At 66.6% G+C, this 15,576-nt stretch carries 8 protein-coding genes; 3 read left to right on the top strand and 5 right to left on the bottom strand.

Features of this window, described 5'->3' with window-relative positions; all coding sequences use genetic code 11:
- Positions 1 to 186: 186 nt before the first annotated feature.
- The 4 genes from ACIBAF_RS47760 to ACIBAF_RS47745 all read right to left on the bottom strand — a co-directional run bounded on the left by ACIBAF_RS47760 (position 187) and on the right by ACIBAF_RS47745 (position 9,456).
- Positions 187 to 2,961, bottom strand: a complete 2,775-nt coding sequence (locus tag ACIBAF_RS47760) for an RNaseH domain-containing protein (protein ID WP_399472876.1) — start codon at positions 2,959 to 2,961, stop codon at positions 187 to 189.
- Positions 2,962 to 3,567: 606 nt separating this feature from the next.
- Positions 3,568 to 6,861, bottom strand: coding sequence for a hypothetical protein (locus tag ACIBAF_RS47755; protein WP_399472874.1), 3,294 nt, complete (start codon positions 6,859 to 6,861; stop codon positions 3,568 to 3,570).
- Positions 6,852 to 8,057 (bottom strand): hypothetical protein, encoded by a 1,206-nt coding sequence (locus ACIBAF_RS47750; protein ID WP_399472872.1) that lies wholly within the window; start codon positions 8,055 to 8,057, stop codon positions 6,852 to 6,854. The genes ACIBAF_RS47755 and ACIBAF_RS47750 overlap by 10 nt, the downstream gene beginning before the upstream one ends.
- Before the next feature lie 148 nt (positions 8,058 to 8,205).
- Positions 8,206 to 9,456, bottom strand: a complete 1,251-nt coding sequence (locus ACIBAF_RS47745) for a helix-turn-helix domain-containing protein (RefSeq protein ID WP_399472870.1) — start codon at positions 9,454 to 9,456, stop codon at positions 8,206 to 8,208.
- Positions 9,457 to 9,693: 237 nt separating this feature from the next.
- Between ACIBAF_RS47745 and ACIBAF_RS47740 the strand changes: the two genes are divergently transcribed.
- From ACIBAF_RS47740 to ACIBAF_RS47730, 3 genes are all read left to right on the top strand, one after another.
- A protein-coding gene (locus ACIBAF_RS47740; protein ID WP_399472868.1) for an IS3 family transposase occupies positions 9,694 to 10,874 on the top strand; the annotation gives its coding sequence in 2 pieces (ribosomal slippage) (positions 9,694 to 9,961 and positions 9,961 to 10,874; 1,182 coding nt in all).
- 339 nt (positions 10,875 to 11,213) lie between these two features.
- Positions 11,214 to 11,480, top strand: coding sequence for a hypothetical protein (locus ACIBAF_RS47735; protein WP_399472866.1), 267 nt, complete (start codon positions 11,214 to 11,216; stop codon positions 11,478 to 11,480).
- 236 nt (positions 11,481 to 11,716) lie between these two features.
- A complete protein-coding gene (locus ACIBAF_RS47730; RefSeq protein ID WP_399472864.1) occupies positions 11,717 to 14,086 on the top strand; it encodes a hypothetical protein in 2,370 nt (789 codons plus the stop codon).
- Positions 14,087 to 14,120: 34 nt separating this feature from the next.
- Here ACIBAF_RS47730 and ACIBAF_RS47725 read toward each other — a convergent pair whose 3' ends face one another.
- Positions 14,121 to 15,365 (bottom strand): hypothetical protein, encoded by a 1,245-nt coding sequence (locus ACIBAF_RS47725; RefSeq protein WP_399472862.1) that lies wholly within the window; start codon positions 15,363 to 15,365, stop codon positions 14,121 to 14,123.
- Between the last annotated feature and the right edge of the window lie 211 nt (positions 15,366 to 15,576).

Genomic DNA, 15,576 nt, shown 5'->3' with positions numbered 1-15,576 from the left:
AGCATGGGCATGACGAGCAGTCGCCCCGGACGAGTATCAGTCCCACGATCGAGCGATCACGAACCGGGGAAGATCGGACTTAACGTCCACTGAGCGATCGTCGCTCCGCGTAGCGTGTCGCGTTGACGCGCATTCACTGCGTCGGCATCCCCACGGTTCGGCTCGGCCTTCGCCGGGATGGCTGCACTACTCCTGGTCGGCGGTCTGCTGTGTGTCGCCAGTCGCTTCCGCCTCGTTGTCTTCCTGAGGGGCGGTGCGGCGGTACTGCGGGTGGTCTAGGTCCATCTGCTGGGCAGCATGGAGGTGGACGGGGTAGCGGGTTCGGTTGCTCCATGCCAGGGGGCGGTTGCACAGGCGTGCGGTGAGGTTGGCGAGCGCCTCCGGATCTACCCCCTCTGCCAGGGGCAAGGGGTAGATCTCGGTGCCGTTCATCGTGTACCAGTTGGCGGCGACCTCGTTCTTTGAAACGTTGCCCTCCTCCCTGGAGCCGTGGCTGGCGGTCCAGCGGGTCTTGTCTCCGCCGAGGCGCCCCGCCCCGTTCCCGTCGTACTGGTGAGGGACGTTCGACAGGATCCAGGCGGCAGTGCCGAGGTCGGTGTCGAGCCGGTACAGCGATGTCGTGGTGCTGTTCGTGCCGATCAGGTTCCCGTCCGTGTCGAACCGGCTGACGCTGATCGGCTGTGGTACCTCGTCCGTGCTCTTGTTGATCCGGATGACGGCGATGGGCCGGTCCTGGTGGCGCAGCGTGCTGCCGGGGAGCCAGGTGTCTCCGGGTTCACCGGTCAGGCCCTGCTTGTTGTTGTGGAGGCCGCCCCACAGCCTGCGGGTTCCGACGCCGTCCACGGTGACGGTGTAGGGGAGGCGGCCGATGTGGGTGGTCAGGTCGGAGAGTGCCTGGTCGATCTGTTCGGCGACCTTCTTGTAGCCCTGGTTGTCGGCGACCAGCTCGGTCATCTTGCCGGTCGGGTAGTCGAGGGCGTGGAAGGCGGCGATAGCGTCGTTGTAGTTCTGCCACTTGGGGCTGGTGTAGCTCCAGCCGTGGAGCGTCCAGGCGCTTCCCTCAGTGGCAGGGGGTACCAGGGCGACTGCGGTGATGCAGATCTTCGCCTTCTCCTTGGGGTGCTGCTTGCTCTGCCGGCGTACGTGGATCCCGACGTGTGCGACGTCACGAGGGGCGTGGGTGCCGATGGGGTCGGTCAGGGCCGTGTCGATGCGCTCGTCGAGGATCCCGATGTTGCGGTGCAGGTCGACGAGGGAGTAGAGCGCCTGGTGGTCCTTGCCCTGGTCCCGCTTGCGCTTGGTCTGCTTCATGTCGGCGATGTACTGCGACACGATGCCTTTCTGGGCGATGATCCGGCGTCCTTGGTACTTGGCGTCGGTCTCGTCGGTCTTCGTCCGCTGGCGTCGGTCTCGCTGGTTCTTAGTGGCCTCGTCCTCGGTGGTGTCCTCGATGGACTCGGGCGTGTACTCGGTCTCGGCCCAGACTGCTACGAGCGTTCCCGGTTCTCGGTGGAGGAAGGGAAGTTCGTCAACCAGCCTGGCGCGTCCTGTGGCGGGGCCGTGAGCGAGGAAGGAGGGGGCGTGGTGGAACACGACGCTGACGGTGTCGTCGTGCAGCGGGACGGGGATGCCGTCGGCGGGGTCGATGCTCTTGGCGGGCAGGTGGTAGGCGTCACACAGCCCGTTGATCATGCGGATGCGGTTCTCGTCCTTGCTCCACAGGCAGACGATCCGAAGGTGCTCGTACCCCATGGACTTGAGGGAGCGGGTCACCTCGGTCGGGGCGGGGAGGGGGTTCTTCGGGTCGTTGCGGGGGAACCCGCGGGTGCTCAGGTGAATGTCGGGGCTGGTCGCGGCGTCGCCGAAGACTTCGCGGATGTGCCGGTCGAGCTCGCGCATGTGGTGCATGCCGACGCCGCGTCCGATGGGGAACTTGTAGCTCTTGCCCTGGATGGGGCGGATCTTGCTGTCCGGGCCGATCGGGGGGAGTACTTCCCGGATCTCGCCCTCTACGCCTTCAGCGTCTTGCGTGGCGGCGTCGTGGTCGGCCTCGGCTTGGGCGCGGTTCTGGATGAGGGTCAGGGTGGTGTAGTCCATGCCGAGCTTGGCGAGGATCTGGAGCGCCATCCGGTTGATCCGCCGGATCTTGCCGCGGCCGTCCATCTCGACCTCGACCAGCGGGAGTTCGGAGTCGGCCTGCTCGACGAGCACCTTGCGCGCGTAGGCCATGTTGGACTTGAGGCGTGTCACCTGGGAGGAGACCAGGATCACGGGGTGTGAGAGGTTGGGGATGGTCTTCATGGACAGCCGGATGCGTGCCACGGCGTGCGCGGTGCCGTTCTTGTTCGACCAGGGGTGGCCCCATGCGATCAGGCCGCCCTCGCTGTCCGGGCGGAGCGTGATCTCCTGCCCGTCAACCTCCCATGGACGTTCAGCCAGACGGATCGACAGGTCCCACGTCACCGTCCGGTACACCCAGCCCGGTGCTTCGGGCTGGCCGTTCTCGTTGGTGATGAGGTAGTCGGCGAGGAGGCGGCGTTCCTGCGGGGTGTTGGCGACCTTCACGGCCAGCGGGTCGGGAATCTTGAGGCTGATCTGGTCGATGGGGGTGCCCATGGCCATGCCGACCATGAGGGTGAAGGCGTCGCGGAGGGTGTCGTTGTCGATCTCGACTCGGGTCACGAGGACGCCGGCCCAGGGGTCGAAGTGGACGTAGCCACCGGTCAGGCAGCGCAGCGCGGTCGTGACGATGGAGTGGGGGGCCTGGACCTCTTCTCGGCCGGCGAGGTCCTTGTAGGCGCGGTCGATACCTCTCCAGAGGTTCTTGAACCCGTTGTCGAACTCGCGGACCACGACGGTGGCGCCGTCGAGGAGCTGCGGGGTGCACAGGTATGCGGCGACGTTCAGCCGCTGCTTCTTGTTGACCTTGGACGGTTGGCCCGTGGGCGGCTGAGCGGTCATCGGGAGGAGTGCTCCGTTTCTGGCCGTATGGCGGTACGCCGGGATGGAGGAGTGCGAGGCAGGGGGGAGGATCTCGTCGTCAGGGACCTCATCGGCCGCTGGCCGTGGTCCACGGCCGATCAGGTAGTCGTCATTGACGATGTAGCTGCCGAGGCGACGGATTTCCGCGAAGTGGAAGCGCAACTTGTCGGCCATCGCCGGGGAAAGAGCGCTGAAAACAGGGCCGAGGTGTGCCTGATCCCGATTGAGGAGGAGGGCTTTAGCCACGGCGGAGAATCCCTCGGGCGATCGCGCTGCAGGCTTTTGGAGCAGGCGGAGGATAGCCAGGGCCTGCGTGTAGTTGTAGTTCGTGTGCCGCTGGAGCCTGCGGGCGTCCTTGTGCAACGGGTTTTGCCGCTTGGGCATGTCTGTTCCCTCGCGCGGTATCCCATGCTTCCCGCCGAGACGTTGACGATGCCTGGCAGTGATGTACGTGCCCGAAAACGGGACTTCATCGCGCGGGTCCAACGGGGCCTTTGGCCAACGGTCGCTGCATGGGAGCTTCCGTCATTCGCCTGGGCAGTGCGCGTCCAGCCGTGGGTCACCATAGCACGGCTGGACGGGCGGTTAATGCCCTTCTGATTCCTCGGAGTTGATCCCGGCGTACGCAAGGAACGCGGCGAGCGCTTCGCGGTAGATCTCATCCATTCTCCGCTTGACGTCCCGGGGCCACTGTTCGTGCATCCGGCGCAGGATGTTCTTCAAGTCGGACTTCCACGAGTCGTTGTGGAAGGCGTAGTCCACCAGGTGCAGTGTCATGTCCGTGCCGCCGCGGCGGGCCCGGCCGGCGAGCTGGATCATGTCGACGATCATCCCGGCGACAATCTCCTCCTGGAGGGTCTTGTGGGCACTGACGAACCCGGGTGCGGAGCGCATGATGAGCCGGAGCCGGGACCAGGCTGTCTCTCGCGCCTTCCGAAGGACTTCCAGAGGGTCACTCGCGGGAGTGACGGCGTTGAGCCCGGCAGCGTTGATGGAGGCGTACATCTCCGGCGGGTCGGTGAGCAGTGCGAGGGGCCGCGTGCACAGGTAGACGCTGGTGATCGCCGATCGGCGGCCGATGACGATGTTCAGGCCGCGCGCGATCCTCGCCATGGGGACGACGAGGATCTTCCCGCGCTTGGGGAAAGTGGTGAATTCCTCTGGTGTCAGCTCGATGACGCCAGGGGGGAGCTTGATGGCCTCCCGGAGTCGGTCACGCCGGTACTTTTCCGGGGGGACCGCGACGCACAGACCGTCGCGGTAGTCGCCGGATGCGTAGATTCCGGCGGCGATGTGGCGGCAGTGCTCGTAGGAGTTGACGACGACCGCCACGTGGGCCCGGTCGGGGTCGGTTTCGAGGAGTTCGGTGAGCTCGGGGTGGATCCTGTCGGTGTAGAGCTTCTCCCCGAGTGCGTTGAGTGCCTTGCTCTTCAGGTGCTGGGGCAGTCCGGAGATCTGGATGTCGCGGTTGAGGGCGTCCTTGAGCGGCGCCTGCATGGCGCTGATGCTTTCCGGGTCGGCGTCGGTCATCCACCACTTCACGCGGCCGTGGACGTGCTCACGTACGGCCTGGGGGAAGTATGCGGTCGCTGACAGGCCCATGACCGGACGCTCGACGCCGGCCAGCACGAGAGAGACGATGCCGCCGAGCTGCGCGGTGTAGGTGTGCGGATCGCCGGAGATGCTTTGCGAGGTGAGTTCGGCGGACTTCTCCGGTTCGTCCAGGCCGGTGACCCGGTAGCCGAAGATGCCCTTGCCGAGCATGCCGTAGGGCAGGATGCCGGACGCTACGCCGGTCTCCAGCTTCTCGCCGAGCTTCTGCGCTGAGGGGAGTCCCGCTGCCTTGAACTGAGCGGTCTTCCCTCGGAGGCGTTCAAGGGTCATGTCCAGTTCGGCTAGCCATACGCGGATGATCAGAAGCTCGATGGCCTCGCCGCGGTCATAGCCGTTGGGGACGGCGTCCTTGAGGATCTTGTCCATCTCCGATCGGGCCAGCGTGAGGAGGTCTTCTCCCCGCGACGCGAGAAGGTCCTCCAGCACCTCCCGTACGTCTTCCAGGTGCGGTTCCAAGGGGACGTCGTGGAAGCGGCCCCGGAGAAGCGGGTCCTCGAGCGATTCCGGGTGCACTGGGTGCAGGGCGTTCAGTTTGTCGAACAGCTCGGCCGGGATCTCCTGGGCATCGGTGACATCCGCCTCGGGGAACAAGAGCGTGATCAGTCGCCGGTCCCGTGACCCGGACAGGTGCCACATGCTGCTGTTCGAGCCGTGGGTGTCCTTGGCCTCGTCCCGGCCCTCGTAGTAGCGCAGGTGAAGTTCGTCGGTACACAGTGCGGCGAGGAGGAATTCCGCCAGGTAGCGGGCGTGGCTGATGGTGGGGCACAGCTCCTTGACCGCCTCGGGTGACATGATCCGCTGGTCGTCGTCCAGGTCGCGGAGAGGAATGCTCTTGCGCTGCCGGGAGTCAAGGATCAGTTCGCTGGAGCACATGTCGACCGCTACGGACTGGAACTGGTCGACCTCGTCGATCAGGACGGCGTGTGAGCGGCGGAACGCGAACTCGGCCACGGACAGGTCGCCGGCCTTCTTGCCGTCGAGCATGACGCCGATGTGGATCCGCCCGGCCATGAAGTTGTGGTGGTTGGTCACCACGACTGCGGCTTCGCACGCCTGGCGCTGCTGCTCGTACTTTCCGCAGGTCTGCATCCATGGGCAGGACCGACTCCCCGTTACTGGGGGGATGGGGCCCAGGTATCGGCACGACTCGCCGCCCGGAGGGTAGGGGTGTGTGCTGGTCGTCGCGTGCTTGAGAGCGCACCCGTAGGAGAGGGTGTCGAGACGCCACAGGGTCTCGTCGTCCTGGCCGATGAGAGGGCCTTCGATGCGGGAGACCAGCTTCATGGCCCGCTCGTGGAGCCGGGAGGGTGACATCAGAGGAGCGCAGGTCTTCGTACTGCCGAGGGCCTTGAGGTCTTCCCTGATCTCCCATGCGGCGGACAGGGTCGCCTCGACGGTCGGGAGGACCAGCGTGATCGTGTATCCGTTGACGGCGAGCCATGACGCCGCGACCCTCACCAGGACGCTCTTCCCGGTTCCGGTAGGGGCGTTGAAGATCTCAATGGGCCCGGCGAGGAGCGCCAGGGCTTCGTCGACGCTGATGTCGTCGGTCGTGTGCAGCTCGTCGAAGAGCTTGGACAGGACGTCGAAGAGGTACCCGTCCTTGCCGTGCTTCTCGTAGCGGACCTGGTCGACCTTCTTCGCGTGCTCCAGGAGATCCGGGGTGGGGATCTTCAGCCCTGGCTCGTAGGGGAGCGTATGCACCTCAGGGAGGTCGTCGAGGTCTTTTCCGCTGGTGAAGGTGCCGGTTGCCGGGATGACTGCCCGGCCGACGATCTCACCCTTACCTGACGCGTACCGCTTGGCCGTCAGCCACGTCCCCGGGCCGGCCGGGGGATGCGCCCTCCTGCGCCCGTACGACTTCGACAGCCTCTCCAGCATGTTGTCAGCATGGGCGAGGAGAGCGCCGCCGACCCGCGGTCTCGCGGACACGGCGCTGCCGGGGTCTCCCACCGCCTCGAACGGGATGCTGCCGTCCGGAGACTGCCCCGTCAGGCATCCCCGTACGAACCGGGTGAACACCCCCGATGAGGCGAAGTCCTGCCGCCCGTACCGGATGACACCGGCGATCCGCTGTTTGTCCGCGAGCGGCATCTCCCGCCATTGGTCCCACAGGTCCAGGTGGCCGGTGAAGAAGAACGACGCGTGACGGAACGACGCCACCAGATTGCCGTCATCGTCCTTCTCCGGGAAATAGTGCGCCGCCAGGGCCAGCGCGGCCGATGCCGAACCGACACCCTTGGACAGCTTCTTCGTCACGCCCACGTCGCACCCGCTTCCTTGCACACCCGCGCGCCGAAGTCGCCGGCGGTCGCCACCTGCATCCACTTCCGGCTCACGTCCTCCAGCATCGGAACCGTCTCGTACCGGAAGTCTGGAACGACCAGCCAGTCAGCACCGCCCCCGTCACCCTGGTCAGCGGTGATCTTGTCCGCCAGGAGCGTCGCGTAGGTGTAGTCCTTCACATCGACCTTGAACTCAGTCCTCGCTCCGCGTTTCCGCGTCACCGTGGCCAGCAGGTCGTAGGTGTCCATATCCGGCCACAGCTCCACGACCACCCCCTTCTTCTGCACGGCCGGCCTCGACAACGCGTCATACAGGCCCAGTTCGGGAATCCCCGGGATTGTCGTGCACCGCCACACCCCCCGCACCAGGGCCCTGTGTCCCTTCTCCGGAGTCGGCTCGGGAATCTGGCACGTGATGTCCTTGAACAGGACGCTCGCATTCCCCTCGGGCTTCAACGGCCTGCCGACGGGCCGCAGCTCCGGTGCCTTACCGCTGTCCGGAACCGTGAACTCATACCGAGCCCCCTGCCGGGCGTGCGGCCGGTGGAAGCAACGGACCTTCCCCGCAGCGCCCCGCTTCTCGCCATGCAGCGTGATCTTCATGGGCCACGAACAGAACGGGCACGCGAACCACCACCGTTGGTCGTAGAGCGCGTCGAACCGGACAGGTTCGTAGAACTCATCGAGCTTCGCGGGAAGATCAAGACGGCGGAGCTCCCGGGCGGGCCCCGCGGGAGTCTTGATCAGGGCGGACCGCCATGCACAGTAGGACTCCTGCGAGCGGCCCTTCATCAGCTCCCGGTGCACCAGTGTCTGGTGCAGCTCGTCGCTGACTCGATCGCCCATCGCTGACCGGCCGTTCCATGACGCCTTGTCGAGCGCCTCCAGGACGGCCCGCTGCTCCAACTCCAGATCGTAGGAGTCCTCCTCGAACTCTCCGTCCTTGGTAATGGCGTAGAAGCCAGACATCTCGCCGGCGTCCACCCCGTCGGGCAGGAGCGCCGACAGGTCTTCCGCCAGCATCTCCCGGAACCTGGTGAAGGTCAGGGGCCTTCCCGGCCCCCATGCCCACAGGATTCTCCCGTGGGCATCCATCATCTCCTTGAGGCGGACTTCCGGATCTGTGGTGCCGTCGGACCCGGTCAGCGCCCTCGCGGCCATGGCGGCAGCGGTCATGACGACATGCCGGACCTCAGCGTCATGCGCCGAACGAGCGGAAGTAGAGCGTGTGTTCACCTGATCGACCTTAGGTGTGCACCAATGCTCCGCAGCGACCTGAGCGGTGATTCATCAGTTCGAGTGATGAAGTGGCCGTGGAAATCTTCTATGCAAGCTCTACAACAGGGACATTTGGGTACATGCCTTGATAGGTGTCCCGGTGCTGGGCGATGTGTTGACGTCCAACGTCAGTCAGTCGCCACCGGTACTCCCGCACGAACGCCTCCTCGCCCTCCCCCTCGCGTACAGGAAACTCGTCGATCAGGCCCCGGCTCCGGCCTCCGCGCGGCCCGTGCGGTCGGTACCCCGTTCCCAGGTAGAACTTCGACTTCCCCCACATGTCGTCCTCTGCAAGACCATCAGGTTCGGCAGAAGCCACTTTCATCAGGCTGGACCACAGCCACTCTGAAAGCAGGTCAGCCGGCCGCCGAGGCGGAAGTGCCTCACCTAGACCTGCTCGTGCGCAGGCTCGGCCCAAGCGGGTGAGTTCCACACGGATCCGTGGAACGAAGCCCAAAGGGAACACCTCGACCTGGTCCTCCGAGACCAGGACAAGCCCGCGCGTGGCTAGAGCTTTCAACGTCTGGCCAGCACCAGCGTCATGTTCCCCCAGTACCCGTAGGCGGTCCTGAAGGGCCGTGTACCCCGTGAACTCCGGGTCGGCTTTGATCGTGAACGGGATCTTCCTCCACTCCGCCGCGGGAATCCGCTTCCCCGAACCGGCCACCCGCGCAGCCGTCACCTGACGCTCAACTTCCTGGTCCTCCTGGTAGCAGGCCGTCAGGTAGATGCGCTGCCGCTCATTGAGGCCCTCCCAGATCTCCTCTGCCCGTGCGGATGAGTGCTTCCTGCCACGGGAAGGGAGTTTCGGGGGGACGTCATCTGGTCGGCTCCGCATCCACGCGTCCAGCAGAACCCGGGGCGGGACCCCGTACATCCGGGCCAGGGCGCTGGCCAGCAGTCCCGAGACTTCCGGGTCTCGTAGCATCTTCCCTGCCACCTTTCTCCCCTCCTCCAGGTCCCGGATCTTGCGGTAGTCGATGAAGTGTCCGTGACCCGCCGGGCCTTCCTGAAGACGCGCTGCCACGCTCGCTGCCGTGAGGCCGGCCGCGTATCGGAGATCAACCAAGGACGCCTCTCCGTGTGGGCCTCGGGTCAAGTCCTCTGGGCTGCACTCCAAGGCCAGGGCCAGATCCCCCAGACGAGACACGGACGGTGAATGCACACCTGCCTCGTAGTAGTGGATCAGTCGGCCGGAGGCCCCCATCCGGACTGCCACGTCCTCTGGGGACAAGCCGCGTTCTTTCCGCATCTTGGTCAGTTTCGTCGCGTCGATCTTCCATACCGGATGTGGCATGTCACCCAGGGAACCGTGATGAAGTCTTCATCGCAACCGTCCTCAACGCCCATCGGGAAGGTGTGTCCGTCCTGCGGGATACGGACCCCGAGCCCTCCGACGCTCGAAGTGCTCGGCTGGTCGTCTGCCCGCACGTGAGAGGCAGTCTCTTTTCCGAACCTGGAACCTGGGCGTTTCCCCTTGAGTGTGGACACCCTGATCATTGGATCGTGATGATCCATAGGACAGGAGTTCCCGTTGGGGACGTCGAAGTACTCGCCTGAGTTCCGGGCCGATGCCGTCGCGCTGTACCACTCGAGCCCGGGTGGGACCTACGCGTCGGTGGCCAAGGACCTGGGCGTCAACCACGAGACTCTCCGCACGTGGGTGCGGGATGCCGGGCAGGCCACCCGGCCCGGGGCGGTGGAGGCCACCGCGATGGAGAAGGAGAATCGGCAGCTGCGGGCGCGGGTGAAGGAACTCGAGCTCGAGCGGGAGATCCTGCGGAGGGCCGCGAAGTATTTTGCGGCGGAGACCAGTTGGTGAGCAGCCGCTTCCAGTTCGTCGAGGATCACCGTGGCGCCTTCGGCGTCAAGCGGCTGTGCCGGATACTCGCGCTCTCGCGTTCCGGCTTCTACCGATGGCTGGCCGGCGCATCCGCGCGGGCCGGCCGGGCGAGGGCGGATGCCGAGCTCGCCGAGCACATCAACTGGATACATCAGGAATCGGACGGCACCTATGGGGTTCCGCGCGTCACCGCCGAGCTGAAGGAGGCCGGGAGGCCGGTCAATCACAAACGGGTCGAGCGCGTCATGCGCAAGTTCCGCATTGTCGGGCTGCACCTGCGCAAGAAGGTCCGCACGACCATTCCCGAGCCGTCGGCGACGCCGGTGCCGGACCTGCTTCAGCGGGACTTCACCGCCCAGGAGCCGAACACCAAGTACGTGGGCGACATCACCTATCTCCCCGTTGGCAACGGCCAATTCCTTTATCTGGCAACGGTGTTGGACCTGTGCTCGAAACGCCTGACGGGCTGGTCGATCGCCGATCACATGCGGACCTCGCTGGTCACCGACGCGCTCAGGGCCGCAGCGAGGGCTCGCGGCGGGGACGGTCTGCGCGGGGCGATATTTCACAGCGACAACGGGGCGCAATATGTATCGAAGGAGTTCGCCCAGGTCTGCTCAGAGCTGGGCGTGACCAGATCACGCGGCGCGGTCGGCACAAGTGCGGACAACGCCGCCGCGGAGAGTCTGAACGCGACCATGAAGCGCGAGACGCTCCAGGGCCGCAAGCGGTGGAACGGGGCCAGCGAGGCGCGCCTCGCGGTCTTCCGCTGGGCGACCCGCTACAACACCCGCCGACGGCACTCCCGCCTCGGCCAGATCAGCCCGATTACCTACGAGCAACGATCAACTACGCTGACCACCGCCGCATGACAACCGGTGTCCACGATCATGGGGAAGGCCCCCCTCTCTGGCCGTGCGGCGCAGCCACAGCCGTACCGCACGTTGCTCGCCAGTTCCGCCGACCGGCGTACGGCAGCGGAATCCGGCACTCGCCGCACACCAGGAGGCCGACACCGTCCTCGGCCGACCGCAGTTCGTACGCGGTGCGTACGAGAGTCATCACATACGGCTCCCGCTCGCGGGGCGCTCCAGGAACTCCTGCTGGAGCGCCGCGACCTCAAGATCACTCAATGCCGGATGGACGGAGATCATCAGTAGCGAACCGCGCAACAGTCCGCAGTTGGGACGGGATGCGGACCGCAGCGCGAGGTGGACCAGCATCTGGGCGCGTGCCGTGCCGATGAGGGCGTCGTCGCTGTCGCCGAGGTGATCTTCGGCGGTGCTGGGCGCCTTCGGTACGGCAGAGCTGCTGCCGGTTTGTTGGGGCGGCTGCCCAGGGTGCTGGTCATCGTCGATGGTCAGGAACAGATCACTCTGGGGCTGGACAGCGGCGCCGACCAGAATGCGCCGGTGCGCGTAGGCATGGAGGATCTTGCTGCCCTCCTTCAGGGCACGGTTCAGCTTGAGGGGCGGTAATCATGCGGCCGGGGAAGGGCATCGCGGCGGCGGATGGTACTCACGCGCACGCGCTGCTCCGTGACGTCAAGCGAGGCTTGTGTGGTGGATCCGCGCCACCGCAGGTCCGCGCTCTGTCGGCCAGACAGCTGTGGCCGGGGAGTCGTGCGTGAATCTGCACGTGGCTGGTTGGTTCGAATACCTGCGGACGCGCACGTGTGATCCCTACGGTGAAGTGACCAAGTTTCAGATCGTTCGTGGGGAGTGCAGTGGACCCGGAGATCGTCGCTCTCGGGAGCATCGTGATCAGCAGCCTGGTGGGGAACGCCGTGCAGGACGTCTGGACTTGGGGCAGGGGCCGATTGGTGGCGCTGTTCGTCCGTGACGGAGCCGAGGAGGCGGCGGTTGGCGACGAGCTGGAGCAAGCTCGTCGCCAGGCGTTGGAGGCGGGGGAGGCCGGCGACGAGGACACGGTGACCGAGATCACGGACGAGTTGTCGAGTCGTGTGCTGGAAGTGTTCGCTGAACGTCCCGATGCTGTGCGGGAGGCGCGTGAGTTCGTCGGAGAGGCTCTGACGAGGGCGACGCCCGCCGAGGCGTCCTCGGCTCTTCTCCACTACGTCAACCACACAGCTCTGTTCCGGGAGATGGACAGTCACTGGCGCGCCTGCCGGGCGGCCGGGACGGTGACGTCTGTGTTCCTCAGCGGTGTACGAGGGGTGGGGAAGCGCAGCACGGCGCGGCAGTGGATCCACTCGCACCGGGACGTCCTCGTCGGGGTGTTCCTCCGGGCCGACCTCGGGATGCGGGGTGGGCGGATGGCCGACCCCGCGGTGGTGCTGGAGCGCTGGCTGGACGAGCTCGACGTTCCGAGAGGCGAGCGTCCGGTCGACGTCCCGGCCAAGGCACGTCGGGTGCGTCACGAACTGCGTGACCGGTCGGTGGTCCTCCTGCTGGAGAATGTCACGACGACCCGTCAGGTGCGCGACCTGCTGACCGACCAGCCGTACGGCGTGGTCCTCATGACGGGGCAGGAGGCGCCGCACGACCTGACGGCCTTCCTGGAGTTCCTTCCGCTCCCGGTTCCGGCGCTGCGGGACGAGCACGCTCTGGAACTGCTGGTCAAGGTGAGCCGTACCACCGAGGATCCGGCCAAGCTCGAACCGATTGTCCGGAACCTAGGCGGTCTGCCGCTCGCGCTGCGGCTGATCGCCGGACATCTGAAGGCGCCCGTCCCCGGCGTGGTGGAGGACATCGGTGCCCGGCTCGCCGACCGCGCCGCACGACAGGAGCTGCTCAACGTGGACGATCCGAATCCCCTGCCAGAAGCTCTCGAACTGGCCTACGGGCGCATGGCCGCGCGGACGGCGCAGCTCTATCGCCGCCTGGGGTTGCTGATGTGTGAGGACTACCAGCTGGACACCGTGTTCGCGCTCGTACCGGACTGGGAGCCGTCGGAGGCGCGCAGCGCGCTGAGCGCCTTGATTTCGGGCGGTCTGGTCGAGCGCCGGGGTCTGGACACCTACCGGATGCACATCCTCGTCCACGACCACGCGTCGACCGTCGCGGAGCGCGACGAGACAGAAAGTGAACGCGAGGCGGTGCGGCAGCGGATCACCCATCACTTCCTGCGGATCACCGAGCGGGGTGAGCAGACGCTGTCGACGCGCTGGCTCTACAACCCCATGAACACCTTCCCGGCGGACACGGCAGCCGACGAGCGCCGACAGACCGAGGCTCTGCGTGACATGGCTCGACGCGAGGCCGGCATCTTCGCCGCTGTGCGTCTGGCCGCCGAAGCGGGGCTTCATATGGAGGCGTGGAGACTGAGTCAGGCCATCCGGACTTTCTGCCTCCGTACCGGCCGCGACACCCAGTGGATCGAGGCGGCCGAGATCGGTCTCGCCTCGGCACTGGAGACCGGAGACACGATGGCGGTGGCCCGTGTGTCCTACGAGCTGGGGTTCGCGCACCTCGAACGCTGGAACGTGGAAGAGGGCGATTCACGGTTGGCCCGGGAGCACTTCGAACAGGCGCTGAGCCTGGTGAACCCCGGAGCGTCTGGCCGGAGCGAGGGCGAACGCCGCACGGAGTCCAGCGTTCTGGAAGGACTGGGACTGCTCGAACGCAAGCTCAAGCGCCCCGGGCACGCGATCGATCTGTTCAGCCGGGCCCAAGCGGCGCTGGAAGGGATCGACCATCCCCGTGGCCAGGCCCTCCTCGCGCTGCATCTGGGCAGTACGCACACGGCGCTCGGGCGCTACGACGACGCGGAAAGTGAACTTCTCCGCGCGGTCGAGGAGTTCAAGGATCTTCCGGACGGACCGGACCGTTTCAACATGGCCAAGGCCCGGCTGCGTCTGGCCGAGAACCGCGGAGCCTGCGGGCGACTGCGCGAAGCCCTCGAGGCGTTGGACCTGGCGGTGGACGGCATGACCGGCGTGGGCTCGGCCTACCACGCCGCGCAGGCCCTCCTACTGCGCGGAGACCTCCGCCTGCGGTTGGGGGAACGGGAGTTGGCCGTCGAGGACTGGACGTCCGCCCGCGCGCTCTACGCGGAAGAAGGCAGCGTTCACGAGGGTGAGGCACGGCACCGCCTGGAGCGGGAGGGAGAAGAGCCGGCGTAGGTGCCGGCCACGCACAGCCGCCGCCAAGGCGGGCTCAGACGTAGGCCAAGTCGAGCAGCCCCGCGTCGGGCAGGTCGCCGGCGCGCACGACAATCCGCTTTGGCCGTGTCGGGCTGGCGCCGGCCGTGCCCACCGTGCGCTGTCGCACCGTCCACGCGTAGACCGCCGATGCCGCCAGGGGGAACGCTGCCCAGGCGGGACGCTCCCGCCAGCTCACCCGCACACGACCGCCGTCCGGGAGCAGCGCCAGGCACCCGCCCTCCTCCGTTTCCGCGGCGAGCAGCCCGCAGCCGGAGGATTCCGCGGCGAAGGCGCACCACGGGTCGTCCTCCGGACGGGCCGCCGTGCGCCCGCGCGGAACCAGCAGCACGTCAGCGGTGCGCGGCCACCGCCGGTCCGGGTCGTCACGGTCGGCGGCCAGATGAGCCGAGGCGATGTGCGCGCCATGGCCGTGCTGCCGCGCCGCGGGATAGCGGCGGACGATCACTTCACCGTCAGCTCCTGCAACGCTCTCGTCCGTCACCGAAGCGGTGACGAACATGGGCGCCTCATGAGGAACGCGGCGGGCACCCGGGCCGGAAGGCTGCGACGGTACGGGTACCGCGGACACGCACGCGGGATGGCCGGGTTCCTCCAACCCCAACCAGGTATAGAACAGCCGGCGCAGCAACCCGGTGGAGCGGCCCGGCTCCGACGTGACGCTCTCCCCGACCGCCTGGAGTTCCGGATTGTCGCGCTGCCCGTGCAGGGCGGCAAGCTGACGTTCCACGGGGCGATCGGCGGCCAAGCGGGGCAGTAGCCGACCGAGCTTGGCCATGGGCGACCCCGGTGCCACCTTCGATTCGTCAAAGGCACCGAGAAGGCAAGGGACGCCCAATGCAATTCCATACATGGTCAAGGAACCATGGTCTCCCAGAAGGAAATCAGCCGCACAGAGAGCAGCCTTCCACGTGTCGCTTTCCGGAACCGGCACGAGAAGCCCGGAATCCAAAAGGGGAGCCAGCCAACTGTGCAGCTGCCACGAGCCATGGCCATGCCAAATATTCGGGTGGATGGCCGCGACTACACGGAATTCTTCAACCGAAAGCTCCGCCAAAATTCGACGGAGAACGTCGGCGTGCGGTGAGCCGAACACCGAACCGGCTCCCCAGGTCGAGGACACGACCACGAGCCGCTGACCCGGCAACAGCCCGAACGCCTGCTGGTAACTCTCACGGAAGGGAAGACTGGCGCGCAGTTGGTCGATGCACGGATCGCCGGCTACAACAGCCTTGGGCAACGCCTGCGGACAGCTGACCGCAAGCCGATCGAGCTGCTCCTTGTGGGACAGTACGATCGCTGACGGGACAACGTGCCCATCATGCAGGAGCCACTCCTCCGTGAGTCCGAAGGCTTCCGGCTCCCGGCTCCCGGCTCCCGGCTCCCGGCTCCCGGCTCCCGGCTCCCGGCTCCCGGCTCCCGGCTCCCGGCTCCCGGCTCCCGGCTCCCGG

The organism is Streptomyces sp. NPDC051677 (genome assembly GCF_044453465.1).
Lineage (GTDB): Bacteria > Actinomycetota > Actinomycetes > Streptomycetales > Streptomycetaceae > Streptomyces.
This window is presented reverse-complemented; position numbering and strand designations above follow the sequence as displayed.